We start from the raw sequence: 25,358 nt of genomic DNA on the forward strand, positions 1-25,358 counted from the left end.
GAGGAGTTCTCTTCTCAGGTGTAATGCAGCAACCTTGCGCAGTCGCGCATGATCGTTGCGCTACGTCCACGGAGCCGAAGGATTGTTGCGCGCGAGCTTTGGTCCGTTGCGTACGGATTGAGCGGAAACGACGGAACCCCGCGCCCCTCGGGAGAGGGGACGCGGGGTTCGCGGCGGGGTGCGGGAGGTGTCAGCTCCAGCTGGCGTGCAGCGGCTTGCCCTCGGCGTAGCCGGCGGCGGACTGGATGCCGATGGTGGCGCGCTGCTCGAACTCCGCGAGCGAGTTGGCACCGGCGTACGTGCAGGAGGAGCGGACGCCCGCGATGACCGAGTCGATCAGGTCCTCGACGCCCGGACGCTCCGGGTCGAGGAACATCCGCGAGGTGGAGATGCCCTCCTCGAAGAGCGCCTTGCGAGCGCGGTCGTAGGCGGACTCGTCGCTCGTCCGGTTCTTCACGGCGCGCGCGGAGGCCATGCCGAAGGACTCCTTGTAGGCACGGCCCTTGGCGTCGTGCTGCAGGTCGCCCGGGGACTCGTACGTCCCCGCGAACCAGGAACCGATCATCACGTTCGACGCACCGGCCGCGAGCGCCATGGCGACGTCGCGCGGGTGCCGCACGCCGCCGTCGGCCCACACGTTCTTGCCGTACTTCTTGGCCTCGGCGGCGCACTCCAGGACGGCGGAGAACTGCGGCCGGCCGACGCCGGTCATCATGCGGGTCGTGCACATGGCACCGGGCCCGACACCGACCTTGATGATGTCGGCGCCTGCCTCGATCAGATCCTTGACGCCCTCCGCGGCCACGATGTTGCCGGCCACGATCGGCACCTGCGGGTCGAGCGCGCGGACCTTCCTGATGGCCTCGATCATCGACTCCTGGTGCCCGTGGGCCGTGTCGATGACGAGCGTGTCCGCACCGGCGTCGAGCAGCTGCTGCGCCTTGCCCGCCACGTCGCCGTTGATGCCGACGGCGGCGGCGATGCGCAGCTTGCCGTTGGCGTCGGTGGCCGGGGTGTAGAGGGTCGCGCGCAGGGCGCCGGTACGCGTCAGGATGCCGGCGAGCCGGCCTTCCCTGTCCACGGCCGGGGCGTAGCGGCGGTTGGCGCCGTCCAGCTTGTTGAAGGCGTCGCGCGGGTCGATGTCCGCGTCGAGCAGCAGCAGGTCCTTCGCCATGACCTCGGACAGCTGCGTGAAGCGGTCGACGCCGGTCAGGTCCTGGTCGGTGACGACACCGACGGGGCGCCGCTCGCCGTCGACGACAACACCGGCGTTGTGCGCGCGCTTGTTGAGCAGCGCCAGGGCGTCCGCGACGGTCTGCGTCGGCGCGAGGACGATCGGGGTGTCGAGCACCAGGTGGCGCGTCTTGACCCAGGAGATGACCTCGGTGACGACCTCGATCGGGATGTCCTGCGGAATGACGACGAGTCCGCCGCGCCGGGCGACCGTCTCCGCCATCCGCCGCCCGGCGATCGCGGTCATGTTGGCGACGACCAGCGGGATCGTGGTCCCCGTACCGTCCGGCGACGAAAGATCCACGGCCTGCCGGGAGCCGACTGCGCTCCGGCTCGGCACCATGAAGACGTCGTCGTACGTCAGGTCGTACGCGGGCTTGATGTCATTGAGGAAACGCACGTGCGGACATCCCAGTCGGTAGAAGGGGGCCCCAGAAGTCTGCTCCCGGAGCACAAAGCACGTACTTCATTTTCCCATGCCGGCCGGAGGTGCGTCTTCGGGCCGAACGTCCCAAGGTCAGGGGTCAGGCTTGGATGATCATCCCAGTTCGAAGCGGATCCGCGCGGCCGACGCCTGTGCGAACACCTCACGGGCGATCTCCCACTGCTCCGGGTGCCGCGCCTCGAACTCGGCCCACCCGGTCACGACCACCGCGAGCGCCTCGCCCTCGGGAACCTCGGGCAGCTGCCCCGGATCGCCGAGGGCGTCGGCCAGGGCGTCCCAGTTCCGCCCGAACCACGACGGCAGCCCGAGCGCGACGGCACACCGCTCCATGAACCCGTCCTTGTCGACCACGCCCTGAAGATCCAGCCGCCGCACACCCACGGGTTCCTCCGTTTCAAGCCCGGCCGCCGATTTGAGCCACTTCAAGCCCCGCCGGCGATTGAGGCGCATCCTTTAAGCCCCTGCGGCGATTGAGCAGCGGGGTCCGGGGCAGAGCCCCGTGACCGCAACCCCGCCTCCGACCTCACACCCCGTCGGGATCCGCCCGCTGCAACGCCGGCTTCGGCGCCGACCCGGCCGCCAGCAAGAAGTCCGCCGCAGCGGTATCGGTGACCAAGGAGGTGACCAGCCCCGACCGCAACACCGCGTCAATGGCGGCAGCCTTCCGCTGCCCACCCGCGATCGCCACGACCTCCGGTATCCGCCGGAGGCGATCCGCCTCGACGGTGATGCACCGCTCCCCCAGGTCCCGCCCGACCCGCCGCCCCTGCGCGTCGAACAGGTGCGCAGACATCTCCGCGGCGACACCGAGCGACGCGTAGTGCGCACGCTCCTCGTCGCTCAGCATGTCGTGCACGGTGGAGATCCCCGGCTCCCAGGAGCCGATGGACACGCACGCGACCGTGACCTTGTCGAAGTACTCGAAGGCGCGGGCGATCCCCGTCTGGTTGCGCAGCGCCGCCGCCGTCGCGGCGTCCGGCAGCAGCATCGGCGCGTAGATGGGGTGCGCGTCGCCGCCCGACACCTGCGCGGCACGCCGCACGGCCTCCACGGAGCCGCGCTCCGCGGTCCCCGCGTCGTACACGCCCGTCAACTGCACGACCGTGCACGGCGGCAGCTTGTCGAGGGCGGCCGCCATGTGGATGGTGGAACGGCCCCACGCGAGGCCGAGCACATCGCCCTCGGTGACCAGCTCGCCGAGCAGCTCGGCGGCGACCTCCCCGAGGTTCTCCGGGTCGGGCGACTCGTCGATCTCCGGGGGCGACTCGACGACGACCGCATGGCGCAGCCCGTAGCGGGCCCGCAGCGCGTCGGAACGCTCGGCGTCCAACTCGGCAGGGACTCGGATCTCGATACGTACGAGATCCCGCTCGAGGGCGGTCTCGAGGACCCGCGCCACCTTGAAGCGGCTCACGCCGAACTCCTCGGCGATCTGGATCTTGGACTTGTTCTCGAGATAGAAGCGACGGGCCATGGCCGCCGCCTGCACCAGCTCCGCGGGTCCCATCCGCAGGGCCGCCCGTCCCGCCGATGATGCGGACACGGCGTTCTCCTCACTTCTCTTACGTCACGAAACTTCTCTTACGCCACGAAATCGACTGCTGCTCACGAATCGACCGCTGTCCACAATCCCGGTACGCCGTTCATCCTTGCAGATCCGACGCGGTTGATCAGCCCCGATGGACGCCGTTCACGTGCCCGCGGCTCAGTGGTCGCACGCCCAGGCCGCGGACGCCGTAGCGCCCTCCGCCTGGGTGCGCAGTGCACGTACCGCCTCCGCCGGGTCCTTCGCCCCGTAGACGGCGGAACCGGCTACGAAGACGTCGGCGCCCGCCTCGGCGCACCGCTCGATCGTCGCGGCGGACACTCCGCCGTCGACCTGCAGCCAGAGCTCCAGACCGTGCTTTCCGATCAGCTCACGGGTGCGGCGGATCTTGGGCAGCATGATGTCCAGGAACGCCTGCCCGCCGAATCCCGGCTCAACCGTCATGATCAGCAGCATGTCGAGCTCGGGGAGCAGGTCCTCGTACGGCTCGATCGGCGTCGCCGGCTTCAGGGCCATCGACGCGCGGGCGCCCTTGGCGCGGATCTCGCGCGCGAGGCGGACGGGGGCGGCGGCGGCCTCCGCGTGAAAGGTGACGGAACCGGCACCCGCTTCGACGTACTCAGGGGCCCAGCGATCGGGGTCCTCGATCATCAGATGGCAGTCCAACGGCGTGTCCGTCGCACGCGCCAGCGACTCTACGACCGGAACCCCGAGGGTCAGGTTCGGGACGAAGTGGTTGTCCATGACGTCGACATGGAGCCAATCGGCGCCTTCGGCGGCCTTTGCCTCGTCGGCAAGGCGGGCGAAGTCCGCGGAAAGGATGCTGGGGTTGATCTGCACGGCCATGCCCCAAGCGTGCCATGCCCGGAGGTGCCGCTCCGCCTCGGTACTGCCCCGTACCCGAGACCGATACCGAGCCGTGCCCGCCCGTGCCATTCTTGGCGGCTCGCAGGAGGGGCCGGCCTGAAGGTCCCTGGGGAGCACCGCGCACGACGCAGCGGGGGACGCCATGGCGGACGAGCAGGGCACAGTGAGTGCCGAGGGCACGGTGAGCAAGGCGCCCGAGCGCCGGGGCGTCGCGTGGCTGGTGTGCGGGCGGCGCAGCAAGTGGCTGGTGCTGCTGCTGTGGTTGGTGGTCATCATCGGGACGGCGCCGCTCGCCCAGAAACTCGCCGACGCCCAGGACAACGACGCGCAGTCCTGGCTGCCCGGCTCCGCGGAGTCCACCCAAGTCCTCGACCTGTCCAAGGACTTCAGGCCGGAGACCATCCCCGCCGTGGTCGTCTACGCGCGCGAGGGCGGGCTCACCGTCGCGGACCGGGCCCGGATCGCCAGGGACGTCGCCCAGATCAAGCAGCTGAGCGCCCACGGGGTGCGCGGCACGGAGACCCGCGGCCCGGTCCTCGACAAGCGGCCGGGCCCCTCGGCGGCCCAGATCTACGTACCGATCACGATGGACGCGAAGGGCTGGGAGCGGATCGCACCCGCAGTGGACTCCATCCGCGACCGGAGCGGCACGTCCGCGGACGGCCTGCAGATCCACATCACCGGCCCCGGCGGCACCTCCGCGGACTTCTCCAAGGCCTTCGAAGGCATCGACTCGACCCTCCTCTTCTCCGCGCTCGGCATCGTGATCGTGATCCTGCTGTTCACGTATCGCAGCCCGTCCCTGCTGCTCGTACCGGTATTGAGCGTGGTGGCAGCCCTGTTCACGGCGCAGGCGCTGATCTATCTCCTCGCCCAGCACGCGGGCCTGACCGTGAACGGGCAGAGCGCGGGCATCCTCACGGTGCTCGTGTTCGGCGCCGGGACGGACTACGCCCTGCTCCTGGTCGCCCGCTACCGCGAGGAGCTGCGTCGACACGAGGACCGGCACGAGTCGATGGCCCTCGCCCTGCACAGGGCGGGCCCCGCGGTGCTCGCGTCGGGCGCGACGGTCGTCCTGAGCATGCTGGTCCTGCTGACGGCCGACATGAACTCGACGCGGGGCCTCGGCCCCGTCGCGGCGATCGGCGTCGCCGTCGCCCTGCTCGCGATGCTGACGCTGTTCCCCGCCCTCCTGGTGATCTTCGGCCGCTGGCTGTTCTGGCCGGTGATCCCGCACGTGGGCTCTCCGGAACCCACCGAGCGGGGCGTGTGGGCGCGCACCGGGCGACGGATCGCGCGCCGTCCGCGCCTGGTCTGGATCGCGACGGCGGCGGCGCTCGCGCTGCTCTCCCTCGGCCTCATCCAGCTGAAGGCGGCGGGCATCAGCAACGCCGACTCGTTCACCGACAAACCCGACTCGATCGTGGGTCAGGAGATCTCGGCGGAGTACTTCCCGGCGGGCACCGGCGACCCGCTGGTCATCGTCGCGAACCAGGCGCAGGGCGAGCAGGTGCGGCGTGCGGTCGCCACGACGAAGGGCGTCGTACGCGGCAGCATCGGCGTGCCCCCGAACACAAAACCCGCGGCGGCCGGCCGGATCCTCTTCGAGGCGACGACGACCGCACCCTCCGACAGTCAAGCCGCCAAGGACACGGTGGACCGGATGCGGGCCGCGGTGCACGACGTGCCCGGCGCGGAGGCGAAGGTGGGCGGCGGCGCGGCGGCGCTGCTCGACATGGACCGGGCCACCACGCACGACAACAAGCTGGTGATCCCGCTGGTCCTGGTGGTCGTCCTGCTGATCCTCGGCCTGCTCCTACGGGCCCTGGTGGCACCGCTGTTGCTGATCGGGACGGTCGTGCTGTCCTTCGCGGCGGCGCTCGGCATCAGCGCGCTGGCCTTCCGCCACCTCTTCGACTACGCGGGCGAGTCGACGGACTTCCCGCTGTTCGTCTTCGTGTTCCTGGTGGCACTCGGCATCGACTACAACATCTTCCTCACGACCCGCATCCGTGAGGAGGCCGCGCGCCAGGGCACACGCCAGGGCGTCGTCACGGGCCTGGCCGCGACCGGCGCGGTGATCACGTCGGCGGGCCTGGTCCTCGCGGGCACCTTCGCGGCCCTCGGCACCCTCCCCATGGTCGCCTTCGCCGAAATCGGCTTCGCGGTGGCGGTGGGCATCCTCCTGGACACGTTCGTGGTGCGTTCGGTCCTGGTGACATCCTTGTTCCTGGACGCAGGCTCCCGGGTCTGGTGGCCGAACACGGTTGATCCCCCATCAAGCCTCGCCGGCAAATCACGCCCGGCCGGGCACGAATCAAGCCCCGCCGGCGATTGAGGCGCGGGGTCCGGGGCAGAGCCCCGATCTTTCACCCCGCCCCACCGCAACATCACCTACGCCGTACGCCTAATCAACGCCAAATACATCGCATCGGTCCCATGCAGATGCGGCCACAACTGCACATCCGGCCCCTCCCCCAACGCCGGCACCCCCTCGAACAACGGCCGCGCATCGACGAGTTCCGCCCCGCCGACCTGCTTCAGCACGTCATCCACGACCGCCCGCGTCTCCGCGAGATGCGGCGAGCACGTCGCGTACCCCACGACGCCCCCCACCCGCACGGAGTCGAGCGCCTTGCGCAGCAGGTCCCGTTGCAGCGGGCCGAAGCCCTGGAGGTCCTCGGGGCGCCGCCGCCACCGCGCCTCCGGACGCCGCCGCAGCGCGCCAAGTCCCGTGCAGGGCACGTCCATCAGGATCCGGTCGAACGTCCCGGGACCCCACGGCGGGCGCGTCCCGTCCGCGGCGATCACCTGATAGGGCCCCGGGTTCCCCGCGAGCGCCTTCGCGACGAGCCCGGCCCGGTGCGGCTGCTTCTCCGACGCGAGCAGCGTCGCCCCGCGCTCGGCGGCGAGCCCGGCGAGCATGGCCGCCTTGCCGCCGGGGCCCGCGCACCCGTCGAGCCACTTCTCGTCGCGTCCCTCGACCGGAGCGTTCGCGAGCGCGATGGCAACCAGCTGGCTTCCCTCGTCCTGCACACCGGCCCGCCCCGACCGGACGACGTCGAAGGACCCCGGCTCACCTCCCTCGGCGAGCCGCACGGCGTACGGCGACCAGCGCCCCGGCAGCCCCGACTCCTCGCCCACCTCGGCGAGTACGGCCTCGGCCGTGGTCCGCCCGGGCCGCGCCACGAGCGTCACCTCGGGCCGCTCGTTGTCGGCCTCCAGCAGATCCTCGATCCCGGCACGCCCGCCGCCCAGCGAGTCCCACAGGGCGGACACGACCCATCGCGGATGCGAATGCACCACGGACAGGTGGTCCTCGGGATCCTCGTCGTACGGCGGCGCGACCTTCTCCACCCACGCGTCGAGCTCGTGCTGCGAGACCTTCCGCAGCACGGCGTTGACGAACTTGGCCCGCCCGTCACCGAGCACGACGCGCGCCAGCTCGACCGACGCGGACACGGCGGCGTGCGTCGGGATCCGCGTACCGAGCAGCTGATGCACGCCGAGGTTGAGCACGTCGAGAACCGGCGGATCGACCTCCCGCAGCGGCCGGTCGATGCACGCCGCCACGATCGCGTCGTACGTCCCCTGCCTGCGCAGCGTCCCGTACACGAGCTCGGTCGCGAGCGCGGCGTCCCGCCCGTCGAAGTCGCCCTTCTCGCGGGCCTTGCGCAGCAGCGGCGGCAGCACGAGGTTCGCGTACGCGTCCCGCTCGTCCACCGCGCGCAACGCCTCGAAGGCGAGGATGCGCACGGGGTCCTTCTTGGGACGACGGTGGGGCTTGCCGGGCTTACGAGGGGGCCGGCCGGGCTGGTCGCTCAAAGGTGCTCCGCTGCTGGGATCGTACGGGCGCTCCGCACGGGGCGTACGCCGGAATCGGCGCCACGCACAGGCAGTACGCCGGGATGAACCCTCCCAGGGTACGTCCCGGCCCCGACAACGGCCCTCGCGGGCCAATCACCCCCGGCGACGCGAACCGGTGCCGGCAGGCCCGTCAGCCCAGGGTCTCCCCCTCGGCGATCCGGGTGCCCCGCGCCCAGTCCGCCGCGGCCATCGGCTTCTTGCCCTGCGCCTGCACCCAGAGCAGCTCGACGGCGCCCGAACCGGTGCCCACGTAGAGGTTCTTCTTGCCTGCGGAGATCTCACCCGGCGCGAGGTCGGTCCGGTCGGGCGCGAGGACGGCCGTGCGCACCTTGAGCCGCTCGCCGCGGAACTCGGTCCAGGCACCCGGCGCGGGCGTGCAGCCACGGACGACCCGGTCGACCCGCAGGGCCGGCGCGCGCCAGTCGATACGGGCGTCGTCCACGGTGATCTTCGGCGCGAGAGTGATGCCGTCGGCGGGCTGCGGCACGGCCTCGATCGTGCCGTCCTCGATCCCGTCCATCGTCGCGGCGAGCAGCCCGGAGCCCGCGAACGCGAGCCGGGTCAGCAGGTCGCCGCTGGTGTCGGTGGCACGGACCGCCTCGGTCACCGTCCCGTAGACGGGTCCGGAGTCGAGCCCCTCCTCGATGAGGAACGTGGACGCGCCGGTGATCTCGTCACCCGCCATCACCGCGTGCTGCACGGGCGCGGCGCCGCGCCACGCGGGCAGCAGCGAGAAGTGCAGATTGACCCAGCCGTGGGAGGGCACATCGAGCGCGACCTTGGGGAGCAGCGCCCCGTACGCGACGACCGGGCAGCAGTCGGGGGCGATCTCCCGCAGCCTCGCCAGGAACTCCTCGTCGCGCGGCTTGGCCGGCTTGAGCACCTCGATGCCGGCCTCCTCGGCCCGCTGGGCGACCGGGCTCGCGACCAGGCGACGGCCGCGCCCCGCCGGTGCGTCGGGCCGGGTGACGACCGCGGCGACCTCGTGCCGGTCGGAGGCGATCAGGGCGTCCAGGGCGGGAACGGCGACCTCGGGGGTGCCTGCGAAGACGAGCTTCATCGGTGGCTGGGGCCCTTCTGACGGATCGGGCTGGATGCGGACGACCGCAACAACCGGTGCTGGCGAGCGGGCTCTGGTGCGTGCAGCTGCAAGGCGGAGGAGGGCGACAACGCGGAGCGTTGGCAACCGACGACAACGCCGAGGGGGTCCCCCTGCTCCTTAAGAGCTTGGGGGAGTGCATGCCAGAGCCCGCGACTCTAGCAAGGTCCGTCAGAAGGGCCCCAGCAGCCTCTCGCGGCAGGGTCACGGGCAGCGCACCAGTCTATGGGCGCCGTGCGGTGGGCGCGTACGGGGCGCACGCCGTGACGTGCGCCCCTCGCATATGCGGATGCGCCCGAACAGCGTGACCCCTCACCGGATGGCGCGTTGGTCAAGAAAGAGTTGACCAGTCATGGGCCGCAATCAGTCATCCGTCATCGTTCACCCGCCTTCGTCGGTGTCGCTTGACGTGAGCGTGGCCCGATCCTTTTTCATCGCCGGTTCGAGAGGCTTGTTCATGGCCGACCACGCAACCCACGACGCCCAGGCACGGGCCAGCCTGCATCTTCTTGTGCGGGACATCGAGCGGGTCCGCCGTCAGGTGGATGCGCTGCGCACCCTCACCGCACAGCTGGGCAACGTCTACCGCCCGCGCCGCTCAGGCCCCTCCGCGGGGTTCGTCGTATACGGGAGGGCGCCCGCCCCCACCGTCCGTCTCGCCCAGGAACTGCGCGACAGCGTCGAGACGTTGGTCACCGCAGCCGTGGACTTCGACCGTTCGCTGGGGTTCTCGTGGGACGCGGTGGGCTCCGCGCTCGGCGTCACGAAGCAGGCGGTGCACCGCAGGTACGGGGCGCGCAGGGCGGTCACCCAGGCGGCGGCCGAGGCCGAGCGCGGGGCGGAGGTGCCGGTGTCGCCGACGTCCGCCGTGCCGTCCCCGGCGCAGTCCGTGCGACCTCCCGTGCCCATGGGAGCGGGCCCGCTGTCATCGGTCCCCGCCGCCCGCGCCCTGCCCACCCAGCCGACCGTGGGCACCACGGGCCTGCGCGACGACCCACGCCCCAACGCCTTCCCGGGCCCCCGACACGGCTGACCCCCGCGCCGCCCCACCTTGGGCACCCTGCCGCTTTGAGCACCCTGCCGCTTTGGGCACCCTGCAGCCTCGGGCACCCTGCCGCCTTGCGCACCCTGCAGCCTCGGGCCACCCTGCCGCCTTGGGCAATCTGCCGCCTTGGGCGGCAGGGTGGGCAAGGCGGCACCCCGGTGCGGCGCCCCCTGCGGGTGGCCTCAACCACGGTGCCGCCCGACCCGGCCCCGCCCAGCCCCGCCCCCGCAGCCCGCCGCCGACGGCCCACCGCTCACCCGATGTCGAGCGGATCCACCCGCACCCGTACCGGCTCGCCCGCCCCCCGGGCCATCCGCGCCGCCTGCGCCTGCTTCAAGGCTCGCGCGAGCACCGCCCCACTCCCCGGCGGAACCCGCACAAGCACCCGCTCCCACTCCTCCCCGACCGGCGGCCCCCCGCCCCTCCGCCCCCCACCCGGTATCGCCGAAGGCACCGGCACGGGCCCCAACACCTCCGCGTCCCCCGGAAGTTCCACCGCCCCCATGAACCCGGCGACCGCCTCCGCCGTCCCCGAGACCGCCGCCATCCGCGACACCGGCGGAAACCCGAGCTCGGCCCGCTCATCCAGCTCCCGCACCGCATGCCCCACGGGATCCCACCGCACCAGCGCCTGCACGGGCCGCAACGTGGGCTCGGCGACCACGACCACCGCGCCGCCCACCTCCTGGGGCCGCACCAGCGCGGACGCCGCGATCCACCGCCGCAGCGCCTCCTCGCCCGCCCGCAGATCGGCCCGGCCCAACATCGCCCACCCGTCGAGCAGCAGCGCCGCCGCGTATCCGCCCTCGGCGACCGGCTCGGCCCCGGGCGTACTCACGACGAGCGCGGGCGTCCCCGGAACCGTGTCGAGCACCTGCTCCCGCCCCGACGTCCGCACCGGCACAGCGGAGAACGCCCGGCCCAACTCCTCGGCGGTGCGCCGCGCCCCGACGACCTGCGCCCGCAACCGGGTACCCCCGCACTCGGCACACTGCCAGCGCCCTTCCTCGCGCCCGCACCACCCGCACGCGAGCACGCCGGTCGCCTCCCGCGCCTCCAACGGCCCCGCGCACTGCCGGCACCGGGCGGGCTCACGACACCGCTGACAGGCGAGCCGCGGAACGTACCCCCGCCTCGGCACCTGCACCAGCACAGGCCCCTCGCGCAACGCGGTACGCGCCACCTCCCACGCGAGACTCGGCAACCGAGCGGCCCGCGCGGCCTCGTCCCGCGCCACGTCCCGGTCCCCCACGGTGCGTACGAGCGGAGCGACCCGCCGTACGACGTCCCGCGGCGCGCTCAGGGCGGCGGCCCACCCACTGCGCACCAGCTGGGCCGCCTCGACCGTGCAGCTCCAACTCCCCAGCAGGAAGGCGCACTTGTCGCGCGTGGCCCGCAGCTCCAGGACCTCCCGCACGTGCGGGAAAGGCGCGTGATCATCGCTGTGGTGCTGGTCCCCGTCCTCCCAGAGCACGACCAGGCCCACGTCCCGTACGGGAGCGAACATGGCGGCCCGCGTCCCCACGACAGCCCGCACCGCCCCCCGCCGCACAGCAAGCCACTCGGAGTACCGGCGCTGCTGCCCGGCGTCGGCCGTCAACAGCGCATGCTGCCCCTCCCCCAACTCCTCCCGCAGCGCGGCGTCGACACGCGCCGCGAGCCGCACCGTCGGCACGACGACCAGGGCCCCCCGCCCCGACGCGAGCGTCGCCCGCACGGCCCGAGCGATCTCGCCGGCCCACTCGGGCCCGGGCAGCGCGGTCCACACGGCTCGCGGCGCACCGCCCGCGGCCAGCGACGTCAGGAAGTCGGCCCCCCGCTCGTACCGCGCCCAGGACCCCGCCTCCGGAGCCCCCGGCGGCGCGGGCGGAGCGGCGAACTCCCGCGCCTCGGCCTTGGCATGCCGAGGCGGAATCGCCAGCTGCAGGACATCGGCAAGGCTCCCCGCATAGCGATCGGCGACGGCCCGGGTCAGCCCGAGCAACTCCGCATCGAGCACGGGTTCGGGCGACACGACCTGCGCGAGCGCGGCCAGCGGGCCCTGATACTCGGCCTCGTCCACCCGCTCGATGAGAAACCCGTCAATCAGCCCGCCCCCTTCACGCCGCCCGTCCCGCACGTTCCGGTTCCCCGCCCCGAACCGCACCCGCACCCGCACGCCCGGCTGCGCGACGGCGTCCAGCTCCTTCGGCACGGCGTACTCGAAGTACCGGTCGAGATGCAGCACCCCCTTGTCCACGAGCACTCGCGCCACCGGCGACTCCTCGGCCAGCGGCGCCCCCCGCCACGTCCGCGGCTTCGCCTTCGGCGCTTTGGCGGCCCGCACGCTCTCCCGGATCAACGCAAGCTGCTCCGGCTCCCCGCCCTCGTCGCCCCTGTCGTTCTCGCTGCTCACACGTGCATTCCTACCAGAGCGGACTGACAGTCAGCCTGTCCCGAAGCGGCCCGCGAACGCCGAAGGGCCCGGCCCTCCCGAAGGAGAACCGGGCCCCACGGGCCGTTCAATGACTCAAGGCCTACAGGCCCGCGGCCTTGCGCAGCGCGTCCACGCGGTCCGTCTTCTCCCACGTGAATTCGGGCAGCGCGCGCCCGAAGTGGCCGTACGCGGCCGTCTTGGAGTAGATCGGGCGGAGCAGGTCGAGGTCGCGGATGATCGCGGCCGGGCGGAGGTCGAAGACCTCGGAGATCGCGGCCTCGATCTTGTCCGTGTCGATCGTCGCCGTACCGAAGGTCTCCACGAAGAGACCGACCGGCTCGGCCTTGCCGATCGCGTACGCGACCTGGACCTCGCAGCGCGCGGCGAGACCCGAGGCTACGACGTTCTTGGCGACCCAGCGCATCGCGTACGCGGCCGAGCGGTCGACCTTGGACGGGTCCTTGCCGGAGAAGGCGCCGCCGCCGTGGCGGGCGTAACCGCCGTACGTGTCGATGATGATCTTGCGGCCGGTCAGACCGGCGTCGCCCATCGGGCCGCCGATCTCGAAGCGGCCGGTCGGGTTGACCAGCAGGCGGTAGTTCTCGGTCTCCAGCTTGATGCCGTCGTCGAGCAGCGCCTTCAGCTCCGGCTCCACCACGAACTCGCGGATGTCGGGGGCGAGGAGGGAGTCCAGGTCGATGTCGCTCGCGTGCTGCGAGGAGACCACGACCGTGTCCAGACGGACCGCCTTGTCGCCGTCGTACTCGATGGTGACCTGGGTCTTGCCGTCGGGGCGCAGGTAAGGGATCGTCCCGTTCTTGCGCACCTCGGAGAGGCGCCGCGAGAGGCGGTGCGCGAGGTGGATCGGGAGCGGCATGAGCTCCGGCGTCTCGTCGCACGCGTAGCCGAACATCAGGCCCTGGTCGCCCGCGCCCTGCTTGTCGAGCTCGTCCTCATCGCCCTCGACACGCTTCTCGTACGCGGTGTCGACGCCCTGCGCGATGTCGGGCGACTGCGAACCGATGGAGACCGAGACGCCGCAGGACGCGCCGTCGAAGCCCTTCTTCGACGAGTCGTAGCCGATCTCGAGGATCTTGTCGCGCACGAGCTGCGCGATCGGCGCGTACGCCTTCGTGGTCACCTCGCCGGCCACGTGGACCTGGCCGGTGGTGATCAGCGTCTCGACGGCGACGCGGGACGAGGGGTCCTCGCGGAGCAGCGCGTCGAGAATGGTGTCGCTGATCTGGTCAGCGATCTTGTCGGGGTGACCCTCGGTGACGGACTCCGAGGTGAACAGGCGACGGGACACAACGCTCCCTGTGGTTGCAGCGGCTGCTGGCTGATCATTTGACGGATGGTGCGGGGGGCTGCACCCGACACCGTCCGGGAACAGTTTATCGGTCGTGCTCGGTCGCAGGGTCACGTGTCTCGCCCACTGGGAGCGCTGTGACCTGCGACACCGCATTGTGCGATACGACGATCGGTCTTCGGAAGGGTACCGCCCGCCCGAAATTGGCGTGTTTTCGGGGTTTCCCCGGGTCAGACGGGGTGGATGTGAATTTCACGCACCGATGGGTTCCGCGCGTGTTCGACAAGGATTCAGTCGGCCGTCGCGGGCGCGAGGCGCCGCGCCGCCTCGTCCCAGATGCGGTCGGCGAGCGCTTCCTTCGGGCCGTAGGGGACCGGCGTCTCGTGCCCGTCGGCGCCCAGGATCACGGCCTCGTTCTCCTCGGAGCCGAAGGTCTTGCGCTCCCCCACCTCGTTGACGACGAGCAGGTCACAGCCCTTGCGGGCGAGCTTGGCGCGGCCGTTCGCGAGGACGTCGTCGGTCTCCGCGGCGAAGCCGACGACGACCTGCCCCGGACGGGGCCGGTCGGCGGACAGCTCCGCGAGGATGTCCGGGTTGCGCACGAGGACGATCGGCGCCGGCTCCTCGCCGTCCTTCTTCTTGATCTTCCCGGTGGCGTACGCCTCGGGGCGGAAGTCGGCGACGGCGGCGGCCATGACGACCGCGTCGGCGTCGGCGACCGCCTTGAGGGCCGCCTCGCGCAGCTGAACGGCCGTCCCTACGTGGACGACGTCGACGCCCGCCGGATCGGGAAGGTCCGCGTTCGCGGAGAGCAGCGTGACGCGGGCGCCGCGGGCCGCCGCCGTGCGGGCGAGCGCGTATCCCTGCTTTCCGGAGGAGCGGTTACCGAGGAAACGGACCGGGTCGAGGGGCTCGCGGGTGCCGCCGGCGCTGACGACCACGTGGCGGCCGACGAGGTCCTGCGGGGCGTCGCCGCGCGCGAGCACCCGGCGTGCGTACTCGAAGATCTCCGCCGGGTCGGGGAAGCGGCCCTTGCCGGTGTCGACGCCCGTGAGGCGGCCGACCGCCGGCTCGATGACGAGGGCACCGCGGCGGCGCAGCGTGGCGATGTTCTCCTGGGTGGCCGGGTGCTCCCACATCTCGGTGTGCATGGCGGGGGCGAAGACGACGGGACATCGGGCGGTGAGGAGCGTGTTCGTGAGGAGGTCGTCGGCGAGCCCGTGGGCCGCCTTGGCGAGCATGTCGGCGGTGGCCGGCGCGACGATCACGAGGTCCGCGTGCTGGCCGATGCGCACGTGCGGCACCTCGTGGACCGCGTCCCAGACCTCCGTGGAGACCGGGTTGCCGGAGAGCGCCGACCAGGTCGCGGCGCCGACGAAGTGCAGCGCCGATTCGGTCGGCACGACGCGCACGTCGTGGCCGGACTCCGTCAGTCGACGCAGCAGCTCACACGCCTTGTAGGCGGCGATTCCGCCGCTGACCCCCAGAACGACCTTCGGCTTCGACGACACCGGTTCTCCCCTGACTCGAACACGTACGAACGACAGACGTACGACTCCATGACACACCACAGGCCCGGCAGTCGCGCTGCCGGGCCTGAAGTACCGAAATCTACGAGCTACACGGGTGTTACTGAGCCGGGCCCTCGATGGCCTCGGACGTCAGCAGACCCGCGTTGATCTCGCGAAGAGCGATCGAGAGCGGCTTCTCGTGGACGTGCGTGTCCACCAGCGGGCCGACGTACTCGAGCAGGCCCTCACCGAGCTGCGAGTAGTACGCGTTGATCTGACGCGCGCGCTTGGCGGCGTAGATGACCAGGCTGTACTTCGAGTCGGTGGCCTCGAGGAGCTCATCAATCGGAGGGTTGATGATGCCCTCGGGCGCGGTGATGGTAGAGGACACTCTCTGCCTTCCGATGGGGTTAAAGATCAAAGAACTTTCATCAAGGCTAGCAGCTCAGCGGCCACGCCCTCGACAGAGGTATTGACAAGAGTGGTGTCGAACTCCGATTCGGCGGCGAGCTCCACCTTGGCGGCCCCGAGACGGCGCTCGATGACCTCCGGCGCCTCCGTACCGCGCCCGGTGAGCCGGCGGACCAGCTCGTCCCAGCTCGGCGGGGCCAGGAAGACCAGCTGCGCCTCGGGCATCGACTCCCGGACCAGGCGGGCACCCTGGAGGTCGATCTCGAGCAGCACCGGCTCCCCCGCCTCCAGGCGGTCGAGCACGGCTCTGCGCGGGGTGCCGTAACGGTTCCCCGCGAACTCGGCCCACTCGAGGAGCTCACCGTTGGCGATCAGCTTGTCCATCTCCTCGTCGGTGACGAAGAAGTACTGGACACCGTGCTGCTCGCCGGGGCGCGGCTTACGGGTCGTGGCCGACACCGAGAGCCAGACCTCAGGGTGTTCCTTGCGCATATGGGCGACAACCGTGCTCTTGCCGACCCCCGAGGGGCCGGAGAGCACGGTCAGCCGCGGACGTTCACTCATGCAGCGATTATTCCAGTTGTTCCGGAGTGCCCGGACCAGCCCCGGGGGTCAGCCCGGGACGGCCGCGGCCACTCAGGCTCCGGTGCTGCCGAACTCGCGCTCCAAAGAGGCGATCTGGTTGGAACCGAGACCGCGCACCCGGCGGGATTCGGAGATCCCGAGCCGCTCCATGATCTGCTTGGCACGGACCTTTCCCACGCCCGGCAGGGACTCGAGAAGGGCGGAGACCTTCATCTTGCCGATGACGTCGTTCTCCTGGCCCTGCTTGATGACCTCGTGGAGGGAGGCGCCGGAGTGCTTGAGTCGATTCTTGACCTCGGCCCGCTCCCGGCGAGCCGCGGCGGCCTTTTCGAGCGCGGCTGCGCGCTGTTCAGGGGTAAGGGGCGGAAGAGCCACGCCTACGTCACCTCGGATGTCGAACTGTCGGATACGGACCGGTGAGGAACCTAGTCGCCCCACACCTGGGGAGCAACGAACAACCCGCTGGCGTGCAGCTTGGCCGTTGACTCTCGACGGAGACTAGCGGGCATGGCCGCCAGAGTCAGCGAGAACAGACGAAAAGTCCTGGTCAGCCTCTGTCGAGCCGTACATTTTGGACAAATCTCCCTGTAAACAGGACAGGATTCGGACGCAAAACCCAAGGTCGGCACGGAGTGCCACCTCTAAACCTCTCGCGTCAGGCCCCCGCGACGGCCTCGCGCACGTCGTCCGCGAACCGCACGGAGGCGTCCCGCAGGGCCGCGACCGAAGGTCCCGCCTTGAGCACTCCACGGCTCACACTCGGTACGACATTGCGCGCGGCGGAGCCGAACACCGACGGAAGATCGGCCGCCGTGGCACCCTGCGCCCCGATGCCGGGGGCGAGGAGCGGGCCGTTGATGTCGAGTTCGTAGGAGGACAGATCGCCCAGCGTCGCGCCGACCACGGCTCCGAAGGAGCCCATGGGGCGCTCCCCCGCGTTCTCCTGCGCGAGGTGCGCGAGCATCGTCGCGCCTACGTTGCGGCCGGCCGGGTCGTCGGTGCGCACCGCGTGCTGGACCTCGCCGCCCTCGGGGTTCGAGGTGAGCGCCAGCACGAAGAGGCCGGCTCCGGACTCGCGGGCCAGGTCCACGGCGGGCTTCAGGGACCCGTAGCCCAGGTACGGCGAGACGGTCAGGGCGTCCGAGAACAGCGGGGAGTCCTTGTGCAGGAAGGTCTCCGCGTACGCGGCCATGGTGGAGCCGATGTCGCCGCGCTTGGCGTCCATGACGACGAGGGTCCCGGCGGCGCGCAGGTCCGCCACGGCCCGCTCCAGGACCGCGACACCCCGCGAGCCGAACCGTTCGAAGAACGCCGACTGGGGCTTGACCACGGCCACCGTGTCGGCCAGCGCCTCTACGCACGCGTGCGTGAAGGTCTCCAGGCCCTTGATGTCGTCGTTCAGCCCCCAGGAGGACAGCAGGGCGGCGTGCGGGTCGATGCCGACGCAGAGCGGCCCGCGCTCATCCATGACGCGGCGCAGGCGCGCGCCGAAGGGTTCCAGCACAGTCATGCGGAAGCCTGCTTCCTCACATCGGCGCCGATCGCGTCGGCGAGCGTGTCGTACGGGGAGTCGTTCAGGCGGGCGGCGAGGCCCTTGTGGATCGCGCGGGCGTAGCAGGGGCCTTCGTAGATGAAGGCCGAGTAGCCCTGGATGAGCGTGGCACCGGCGAGGATGCGCTGCCAGGCGTCCTCGGCGTTCTCGATGCCGCCGACGCCCATGAGCGTGATCCGGTCGCCCACGCGCGCGTAGAGGCGCCTCAGGACCTCCAGGGAGCGCTCCTTGAGGGGCGCGCCGGACAGGCCGCCGGTCTCGCTCACGACGTCGCCCTTGGTGGCGAGGCCCTCGCGGGAGATCGTCGTGTTGGTGGCGATGATGCCGTCGAGGCCGAGTTCCACGGCCAGGTCGGCGACCGCGTCGACGTCCTCGTCGGCGAGGTCGGGCGCGATCTTGACGAGGAGCGGGACGCGACGGCTCTTCACCGTGCGGTCCGCGGCCTCGCGCACGGCGCTCAGGAGCGGCCGCAGCGCCTCGGTGGCCTGGAGGTTGCGCAGGCCCGGCGTGTTCGGCGAGGACACGTTCACGACGAGGTAGTCGGCGAACGCGGCGAGCCGCTCGGTGGACTTCACGTAGTCGCCGACGGCCTCGGCCTCCGGCACGACCTTGGTCTTGCCGATGTTCACGCCGACCGTGGTCCTGAAGACCGGGTTGCGGGAGGCCAGGCGGGCCGCCACGGCCAGCGAACCCTCGTTGTTGAAGCCCATGCGGTTGATGAGCGCGCGGTCCTGCACGAGGCGGAACAGGCGCTTCTTGGGGTTGCCGGGCTGGGCCTCGCCCGTCACGGTGCCGATCTCGACGTGGTCGAAGCCCAGCATCGACATGCCGTCGATCGCGACGGCGTTCTTGTCGAAGCCTGCGGCAAGGCCGAAGGGGCCGTGCATACGCAAGCCCAGGGCTTCCGTACGCAACTCCTTGTAGCGCGGCGCGAGATACGCGGCTACGAAGGTGCGCAGAACGGGCGTGCGGGCCGCGAGGCGGATCCAGCGGAAGGCCAGGTAGTGGGCCTTCTCCGGGTCCAGGTGCTTGAAGACGAGGTTGAAGAACAGCTTGTACATGCTGGAAGTCCTATAGGTCCTCATGAGGCGGCGGCCTCATGAAGAGGGGGACACCGTTGTGGTGTCCCCCTCTTGGGCTGCTGGATCCTTAGTCGCGGGCCGCCGTCAGGCGTTCCGCGTGTTCCTGCAGTGAGCGCACGCCCACGTCGCCGTGGCCGAGCGCCTCGATGCCCTGGACGGCCGCGGCGAGCGCCTGGACCGTGGTCAGGCACGGCACGGAGCGGGAGACCGCCGCCGTCCGGATGTCGTAGCCGTCGAGGCGGCCACCGGTGCCGTACGGGGTGTTGACGATCAGGTCGACGTCGCCGTCGTGGATCAGCTGGACGATCGTCTTCTCGCCGTTCGGGCCCTCGCCCTCGGACTGCTTGCGCACGACCGTGGCGTTGATGCCGTTGCGCTTGAGGACCTCGGCGGTGCCGGAGGTGGCGAGCAGCTCGAAGCCGTGGGCGACCAGCTCGCGCGCCGGGAAGATCATCGAGCGCTTGTCGCGGTTGGCGACGGAGATGAACGCCCGGCCCTTCGTCGGCAGCGGACCGTAGGCGCCCGCCTGCGACTTGGCGTACGCCGTGCCGAAGACGGAGTCGATGCCCATGACCTCGCCGGTGGAGCGCATCTCCGGGCCGAGGACCGTGTCGACGCCGCGGCCGTGGATGTCGCGGAAGCGCGACCACGGCATGACGGCCTCCTTGACGGAGATCGGCGCGTCCATCGGCAGCGTGCCGCCGTCGCCGGTCTTCGGGAGCAGGCCCTCGGCGCGCAGCTCGGCGACGGTGGCGCCCAGCGAGATGCGGGCGGCGGCCTTCGCGAGCGGCACCGCGGTCGCCTTCGAGGTGAAGGGGACCGTGCGCGAGGCGCGCGGGTTGGCCTCCAGGACGTAGAGGATGTCCCCGGCCAGGGCGAACTGGATGTTGATGAGTCCGCGCACGCCGACGCCCTTGGCGATGCCCTCCGTGGAGGCGCGCAGGCGCTTGATGTCGTAGCCGCCGAGCGTGATCGGGGGCAGCGCGCACGCCGAGTCGCCGGAGTGGATGCCGGCCTCCTCGATGTGCTCCATGACGCCGCCGAGGTAGAGCTCCTCGCCGTCGTAGAGCGCGTCGACGTCGATCTCGATGGCGTCGTCGAGGAAGCGGTCGACGAGGACCGGCCGCGAGGGGCTGATCTCCGTCGACTCCTCGATGTACGAGGAGAGGCGCTCCTCGTCGTAGACGATCTCCATGCCGCGGCCGCCGAGCACGTACGACGGGCGGACGAGGACCGGGTAGCCGATCTCGTCGGCGATCGTCTTCGCCTCCGCGAACGTCGTGGCGGTGCCGTGCTTCGGGGCGGGCAGTCCCGCCTCGGCGAGCACGCGGCCGAAGGCGCCGCGGTCCTCGGCGGCGTGGATCGCCTCCGGGGGCGTGCCGACGACGGGCACGCCGTTGTCCTTGAGCGCCTGCGCGAGGCCCAGCGGGGTCTGGCCGCCGAGCTGCACGATGACGCCCGCGATCGGGCCCGCGAGCGACTCCGCGTGGACGATCTCCAGGACGTCCTCGAGGGTCAGCGGCTCGAAGTAGAGGCGGTCGGACGTGTCGTAGTCCGTGGAGACCGTCTCCGGGTTGCAGTTGACCATCACGGTCTCGTAGCCCGCGTCGCTGAGCGCGAAGGAGGCGTGGACGCAGGAGTAGTCGAACTCGATGCCCTGGCCGATGCGGTTCGGGCCCGAGCCGAGGATGATCACGGCGGGCTTCTCGCGCGGCGCGACCTCGCTCTCCTCGTCGTACGAGGAGTAGAAGTACGGCGTCTTGGCGGCGAACTCGGCGGCGCAGGTGTCGACCGTCTTGTAGACCGGACGGACGCCGAGCGCGTGCCTGACCTCGCGGACGACGTCCTGGCGCAGACCGCGGATCTCGGCGATCTGCTGGTCGGAGAAGCCGTGCCGCTTGGCATCGGCGATCAGCTCACGGGTCAGCTCGGGGGCGGCCGCCAGCTCGTCGGCGACCTCCTTGATGAGGAAGAGCTGGTCCACGAACCACGGGTCGATCTTCGTGTAGTCGAAGACCTCCTGGGGCGTGGCGCCGGCGCGGATCGCCGCCATGACGGTGTTGATGCGCCCGTCGGTCGGGCGCACCGCCTCTTCGAGGAGAGCCGTCTTGTCGCCGGTCTCGCCGACGAACGTGAACTGCGAGCCCGCCTTCTCCAGGGAGCGCAGCGCCTTCTGGAACGCCTCGGTGAAGTTGCGGCCGATGGCCATGGCCTCGCCGACCGACTTCATGGTCGTGGTCAGCGTGGAGTCGGCGCTGGGGAACTTCTCGAAAGCGAAGCGCGGCGCCTTCACGACTACGTAGTCGAGCGTCGGCTCGAAGGAGGCCGGCGTCTTCTCGGTGATGTCGTTCGGGATCTCGTCCAGCGTGTAGCCGACGGCCAGCTTCGCGGCGATCTTCGCGATCGGGAAGCCGGTGGCCTTCGAAGCGAGGGCGGACGAACGCGAGACGCGCGGGTTCATCTCGATGACGATGACGCGGCCGTCTTCGGGGTTGATCGCGAACTGGATGTTGCAGCCGCCGGTGTCGACGCCGACCTCGCGGATGATCGCGATGCCGACGTCACGCAGTCGCTGGTACTCGCGGTCGGTCAGCGTCATCGACGGGGCGACGGTGATCGAGTCACCGGTGTGCACGCCCATCGGGTCGAAGTTCTCGATGGAGCAGACGACCACGACGTTGTCGTTCTTGTCGCGCATCAGCTCCAGCTCGTACTCCTTCCAGCCGAGGATGGACTCCTCCAGGAGCACCTCGGTGGTCGGCGAGAGCGTGAGGCCCTGCCCGGCGATGCGGCGCAGCTCCTCCTCGTCGTGCGCGAAGCCGGAGCCCGCGCCGCCCATGGTGAAGGAGGGGCGGACGACGACCGGGTAGCCGCCGAGCTCGTCGACACCCTTCAGGACGTCGTCCATGGAGTGGCAGATGTACGAGCGGGCGGACTCGCCGTACCCGATCTTCCGCTTGACCTCCTCCACGACGCCCTTGAAGAGGTCGCGGTCCTCGCCCTTGTTGATCGCCTCGACGTTGGCGCCGATCAGCTCGACGCCGTACTTCTCGAGGACACCCTGGTCGTGCATGGAGATCGCGGTGTTGAGCGCGGTCTGGCCACCGAGGGTGGGCAGGAGCGCGTCGGGGCGCTCCTTGGCGATGATCTTCTCGACGAACTCGGGGGTGATCGGCTCGACGTACGTGGCGTCGGCGATCTCCGGGTCGGTCATGATCGTCGCCGGGTTGGAGTTGACCAGGATGACCCGCAGGCCCTCCTGCTTCAGCACCCGGCAGGCCTGGGTGCCGGAGTAGTCGAACTCCGCGGCCTGGCCGATGACGATCGGGCCCGAGCCGATGACGAGTACGGACTTCAGGTCGTTGCGCTTAGGCACGGGCGGACTCCATCAGGGCTGTGCTCATCAAAGACACGAAGCGGTCGAAGAGGTACGCGGCGTCGTGCGGACCGGCCGCCGCTTCGGGGTGGTACTGGACGCTGAACGCGGGCTGGTCGAGGAGCTGGAGCCCCTCCACGACGTTGTCGTTGAGGCACACGTGGGAGACCTCGGCGCGGCCGAAGGGGGTCTCGCTCACCTTGTCCAGCGGCGCGTCCACGGCGAAGCCGTGGTTGTGCGCGGTGACCTCGACCTTGCCGGTGGTGCGGTCCTGCACCGGCTGGTTGATGCCGCGGTGGCCGTACTTCAGCTTGAACGTGCCGAAGCCGAGGGCGCGCCCGAGGATCTGGTTGCCGAAGCAGATGCCGAACAGCGGCGTCTTCCGCTCCAGGACGGCGGTCATCAGCGCGACCGGGCCGTCGGCGGTGGCCGGGTCACCCGGGCCGTTGGAGAAGAACACGCCGTCGGGGTTCACGGCGTACACGTCGTCGGCGCTCGCGGTCGCGGGCAGCACGTGCACCTCGATGCCGCGCTCGGCCATCCGGTGCGGGGTCATGCCCTTGATGCCGAGGTCGATCGCGGCGACGGTGAACTTCTTCTCACCGATCGCCGGGACGACGTACGCCTCCTTGGTGGCGACCTCCTCGTACAGGCTCAGGCCCTTCATGGCGGGCTGCGCCTGTACGCGGGAGACGAGCTCGGCGTCGGCCGGGAGCGTCTCGCCGGAGAAGATGCCGGAGCGCATGGAGCCGCTCTCGCGCAGGTGGCGGGTGAGGGCGCGGGTGTCGATGCCGGAGATGCCGACGATGCCCTGCGCGACCAGCTCGTCGTCCAGGCTGCGCTCGGCACGCCAGTTGGACGGCACGCGCGCGGGGTCGCGCACGACGTACCCGGAGACCCAGATGCGCTTCGACTCGTCGTCCTCGTCGTTCCAGCCCGTGTTGCCGATCTGCGGGGCGGTCGCGACCACGATCTGGTGGGCGTACGACGGGTCGGTGAGGGTCTCCTGGTAGCCGGTCATGCCGGTGGAGAACACGGCCTCGCCGAAGGTCTCCCCCACGGCCCCGTAGGCGCGGCCGCGGAACACCCGGCCGTCCTCCAGGACGAGAACGGCAGGAGCCTTCGCGGCTCCCCTGGTGGAGGTGGTCATCGTGCGGTGCCTTCCGTCGTGATCTTCGTGTCGATCATGTTGTTGATGGTGCTGACCCACTCCGCCTGCTCGGCGGCGTGGTCGGAGCGGAATCCGGAGTCGATCAGCTTGTCGCCGTGCGCCCAGGTGACGATCAGCATGCCGCCCTCCGTGAGGACCTTGCCCGCGATGCCCTTGTCGAGCCGGGCCTCGCGCAGCGCCTCCACCGGGACGAAGAAGTCGCTCGCTCCGGGGCGTACGGCGTTCAACCCCGCGTCGGTGAGCGTCAGCTCGACGCGGCTGCGGGTGCCGAGTCCGTGCGCCACGATCCGGTCGAGCCACTGTCCGGCGGTGGTCGAGCCGTGGTAGCGGCCGCTCAGCTCCAGTTTCACCGGGCCCTGCTCGGTCGGCGCGTCGGGCAGCGGCGGCAGGTCGCCCTGAAGGGTGCCGCGCCACTTCCAGCCCTGACGCATCAGCCAGTAGACGAGCGCGATGAACAGCAGCAGACCGACGATCCAGCCGATTCGGTTCGGCCAGTCCGTCACGTCCGCCGACTTCTGTTCGGCAGCGAGGACAGCGAGTGATTGCAGAGGTGTCACGCGAGCTTCCCGTCGGCGAGGGTGGCCTTGCCCCGCAGCCAGGTGTGGGTGACGCGCCCCGGCAGCTCACGGCCCTCGTAGGGGGTGTTGCGGCTGCGGGAGGCGAAGCCCGCGGGGTCCACGTCACCACGGTAGTCGGCGTCGACGAGAACCAGGTTCGCGGGCTCACCTGCCGAGACGGGACGTCCATGCCCGCGGGCCTGTCCGATCTCGGCGGGCTTCACGGACATCCGCTCGGCGACCCCGGCCCAGCTCAGCAGGCCCGTCTCCACCATCGTCTGCTGCACCACGCTGAGCGCGGTCTCCAGGCCCACCATGCCCATGGCGGCGGCGGCCCACTCGCAGTCCTTGTCCTCGTGCGGGTGCGGGGCGTGGTCGGTGGCGACGATGTCGATCGTGCCGTCGGCCAGCGCCTCGCGCAGCGCCATGACGTCCTTCTCGGTTCGCAGCGGCGGGTTGACCTTGTAGACCGGGTTGTACGAGCGCACCATCTCGTCGGTCAGGAGCAGGTGGTGCGGGGTGACCTCGGCGGTGACGTCGATGCCGCGGGACTTGGCCCAGCGGATGATCTCGACGGAACCGGCGGTCGACAGGTGGCAGATGTGCACGCGGGAGCCGACGTGCTCGGCGAGCAGCACGTCGCGGGCGATGATCGACTCCTCGGCGACGGCGGGCCAGCCGCCGAGGCCCAGCTCGGCGGAGACGGTGCCCTCGTTCATCTGTGCGCCCTCGGTGAGGCGGGGCTCCTGCGCGTGCTGCGCGACGACGCCGCCGAAGGCCTTCACGTACTCCAGGGCGCGGCGCATGATCACGGCGTCGTGGACGCACTTGCCGTCGTCGGAGAAGACGGTGACGCCGGCGGCGGACTCGTGCATGGCGCCGAGCTCGGCGAGCTTGACGCCCTCCAGGCCGACGGTGACGGCGCCGATGGGCTGCACGTCGCAGTAGCCGTGTTCCTGGCCGAGCCGGTAGACCTGCTCGACGACGCCGGCGGTGTCGGCCACCGGGAACGTGTTGGCCATGGCGAACACGTTCGTGTAGCCACCGGAGGCGGCGGCGCGGGTGCCGGTGAGGACCGTCTCGGAGTCCTCGCGGCCGGGCTCGCGCAGGTGGGTGTGGAGGTCGACGAGGCCCGGGAGGAGGACCTTGCCCTCGGCCTCGACGACGTTCTCGACGCCATCGGCGGACAGTCCGCTGCCGACCTCGGCGATCACGCCGCCGTCGATCAGGACATCCTGCGGCTCGCCGCCGAGCACCTTCGCACCACGGATAAGGGTCTTGCTCAT

At 70.8% G+C, this 25,358-nt stretch carries 20 protein-coding genes; 2 read left to right on the top strand and 18 right to left on the bottom strand.

Annotation, left to right across the window (positions count from 1 at the left end; translation table 11 throughout):
- Positions 1–190: 190 nt before the first annotated feature.
- The 4 genes from ACWD2L_RS16415 to rpe all read right to left on the bottom strand — a co-directional run bounded on the left by ACWD2L_RS16415 (position 191) and on the right by rpe (position 4,070).
- A complete protein-coding gene (locus ACWD2L_RS16415; protein ID WP_351335592.1) occupies positions 191–1,633 on the bottom strand; it encodes a GuaB1 family IMP dehydrogenase-related protein in 1,443 nt (480 codons plus the stop codon).
- A 138-nt stretch (positions 1,634–1,771) separates the two neighbouring features.
- Positions 1,772–2,059 carry a barstar family protein gene (locus tag ACWD2L_RS16420; protein ID WP_351335590.1) on the bottom strand — a complete coding sequence of 96 codons (288 nt, stop codon included), beginning with the start codon at positions 2,057–2,059 and terminating at the stop codon, positions 1,772–1,774.
- A 142-nt stretch (positions 2,060–2,201) separates the two neighbouring features.
- Entirely contained in the window at positions 2,202–3,185 is a 984-nt protein-coding gene (locus ACWD2L_RS16425; RefSeq protein ID WP_351335633.1) for a sugar-binding transcriptional regulator, read from the bottom strand.
- Between the two features lie 198 nt (positions 3,186–3,383).
- Positions 3,384–4,070 carry a ribulose-phosphate 3-epimerase gene (gene rpe, locus ACWD2L_RS16430; protein WP_351335587.1) on the bottom strand — a complete coding sequence of 229 codons (687 nt, stop codon included), beginning with the start codon at positions 4,068–4,070 and terminating at the stop codon, positions 3,384–3,386.
- 163 nt (positions 4,071–4,233) lie between these two features.
- Between rpe and ACWD2L_RS16435 the strand changes: the two genes are divergently transcribed.
- Positions 4,234–6,429 carry an MMPL family transporter gene (locus ACWD2L_RS16435; protein WP_351335585.1) on the top strand — a complete coding sequence of 732 codons (2,196 nt, stop codon included), beginning with the start codon at positions 4,234–4,236 and terminating at the stop codon, positions 6,427–6,429.
- 56 nt (positions 6,430–6,485) lie between these two features.
- On the opposite strand, the gene ACWD2L_RS16440 is transcribed toward ACWD2L_RS16435, so the two are convergent.
- Complete coding sequence (locus ACWD2L_RS16440) at positions 6,486–7,916, bottom strand: RsmB/NOP family class I SAM-dependent RNA methyltransferase (RefSeq protein ID WP_351335582.1); 1,431 nt, start codon at positions 7,914–7,916, stop codon at positions 6,486–6,488.
- 172 nt (positions 7,917–8,088) lie between these two features.
- Positions 8,089–9,018 (bottom strand): methionyl-tRNA formyltransferase, encoded by a 930-nt coding sequence (gene fmt, locus ACWD2L_RS16445; protein WP_451189926.1) that lies wholly within the window; start codon positions 9,016–9,018, stop codon positions 8,089–8,091.
- A 496-nt stretch (positions 9,019–9,514) separates the two neighbouring features.
- Between fmt and ACWD2L_RS16450 the strand changes: the two genes are divergently transcribed.
- Complete coding sequence (locus ACWD2L_RS16450) at positions 9,515–10,090, top strand: hypothetical protein (protein ID WP_351335579.1); 576 nt, start codon at positions 9,515–9,517, stop codon at positions 10,088–10,090.
- Between the two features lie 265 nt (positions 10,091–10,355).
- On the opposite strand, the gene ACWD2L_RS16455 is transcribed toward ACWD2L_RS16450, so the two are convergent.
- The 12 genes from ACWD2L_RS16455 to ACWD2L_RS16510 form a co-directional block, all read right to left on the bottom strand.
- The gene (locus tag ACWD2L_RS16455; protein WP_351335576.1) at positions 10,356–12,497 is read right to left on the bottom strand and encodes a primosomal protein N'; all 2,142 of its coding nucleotides are present in this window, start codon (positions 12,495–12,497) and stop codon (positions 10,356–10,358) included.
- A 121-nt stretch (positions 12,498–12,618) separates the two neighbouring features.
- Complete coding sequence (metK, locus tag ACWD2L_RS16460; protein WP_351335574.1) at positions 12,619–13,827, bottom strand: methionine adenosyltransferase; 1,209 nt, start codon at positions 13,825–13,827, stop codon at positions 12,619–12,621.
- Between the two features lie 290 nt (positions 13,828–14,117).
- Entirely contained in the window at positions 14,118–15,338 is a 1,221-nt protein-coding gene (coaBC, locus tag ACWD2L_RS16465; RefSeq protein WP_351335571.1) for a bifunctional phosphopantothenoylcysteine decarboxylase/phosphopantothenate--cysteine ligase CoaBC, read from the bottom strand.
- Positions 15,339–15,456: 118 nt separating this feature from the next.
- Positions 15,457–15,729 carry a DNA-directed RNA polymerase subunit omega gene (rpoZ, locus tag ACWD2L_RS16470; RefSeq protein WP_326014223.1) on the bottom strand — a complete coding sequence of 91 codons (273 nt, stop codon included), beginning with the start codon at positions 15,727–15,729 and terminating at the stop codon, positions 15,457–15,459.
- Between the two features lie 26 nt (positions 15,730–15,755).
- Positions 15,756–16,313 carry a guanylate kinase gene (gmk, locus tag ACWD2L_RS16475; RefSeq protein WP_351335567.1) on the bottom strand — a complete coding sequence of 186 codons (558 nt, stop codon included), beginning with the start codon at positions 16,311–16,313 and terminating at the stop codon, positions 15,756–15,758.
- Positions 16,314–16,385: 72 nt separating this feature from the next.
- Positions 16,386–16,709, bottom strand: coding sequence for an integration host factor (locus ACWD2L_RS16480; protein ID WP_026246651.1), 324 nt, complete (start codon positions 16,707–16,709; stop codon positions 16,386–16,388).
- A gap of 280 nt (positions 16,710–16,989) precedes the next feature.
- On the bottom strand, positions 16,990–17,844 hold the full coding sequence (pyrF, locus tag ACWD2L_RS16485) for an orotidine-5'-phosphate decarboxylase (RefSeq protein ID WP_351335565.1): 855 nt from the start codon (positions 17,842–17,844) through the stop codon (positions 16,990–16,992).
- On the bottom strand, positions 17,841–18,947 hold the full coding sequence (locus ACWD2L_RS16490; RefSeq protein WP_351335563.1) for a quinone-dependent dihydroorotate dehydrogenase: 1,107 nt from the start codon (positions 18,945–18,947) through the stop codon (positions 17,841–17,843). Before ACWD2L_RS16490 ends, pyrF begins: the two co-directional genes overlap by 4 nt.
- Before the next feature lie 88 nt (positions 18,948–19,035).
- A complete protein-coding gene (gene carB, locus ACWD2L_RS16495; RefSeq protein WP_351335560.1) occupies positions 19,036–22,344 on the bottom strand; it encodes a carbamoyl-phosphate synthase large subunit in 3,309 nt (1,102 codons plus the stop codon).
- Positions 22,337–23,494, bottom strand: a complete 1,158-nt coding sequence (gene carA / locus ACWD2L_RS16500) for a glutamine-hydrolyzing carbamoyl-phosphate synthase small subunit (RefSeq protein WP_351335558.1) — start codon at positions 23,492–23,494, stop codon at positions 22,337–22,339. Before carA ends, carB begins: the two co-directional genes overlap by 8 nt.
- Positions 23,491–24,072 carry a PH-like domain-containing protein gene (locus ACWD2L_RS16505; RefSeq protein ID WP_351335555.1) on the bottom strand — a complete coding sequence of 194 codons (582 nt, stop codon included), beginning with the start codon at positions 24,070–24,072 and terminating at the stop codon, positions 23,491–23,493. The genes carA and ACWD2L_RS16505 overlap by 4 nt, the downstream gene beginning before the upstream one ends.
- Positions 24,069–25,358, bottom strand: coding sequence for a dihydroorotase (locus ACWD2L_RS16510; protein WP_351335553.1), 1,290 nt, complete (start codon positions 25,356–25,358; stop codon positions 24,069–24,071). Before ACWD2L_RS16510 ends, ACWD2L_RS16505 begins: the two co-directional genes overlap by 4 nt.

The organism is Streptomyces sp. NPDC002754 (genome assembly GCF_053592315.1).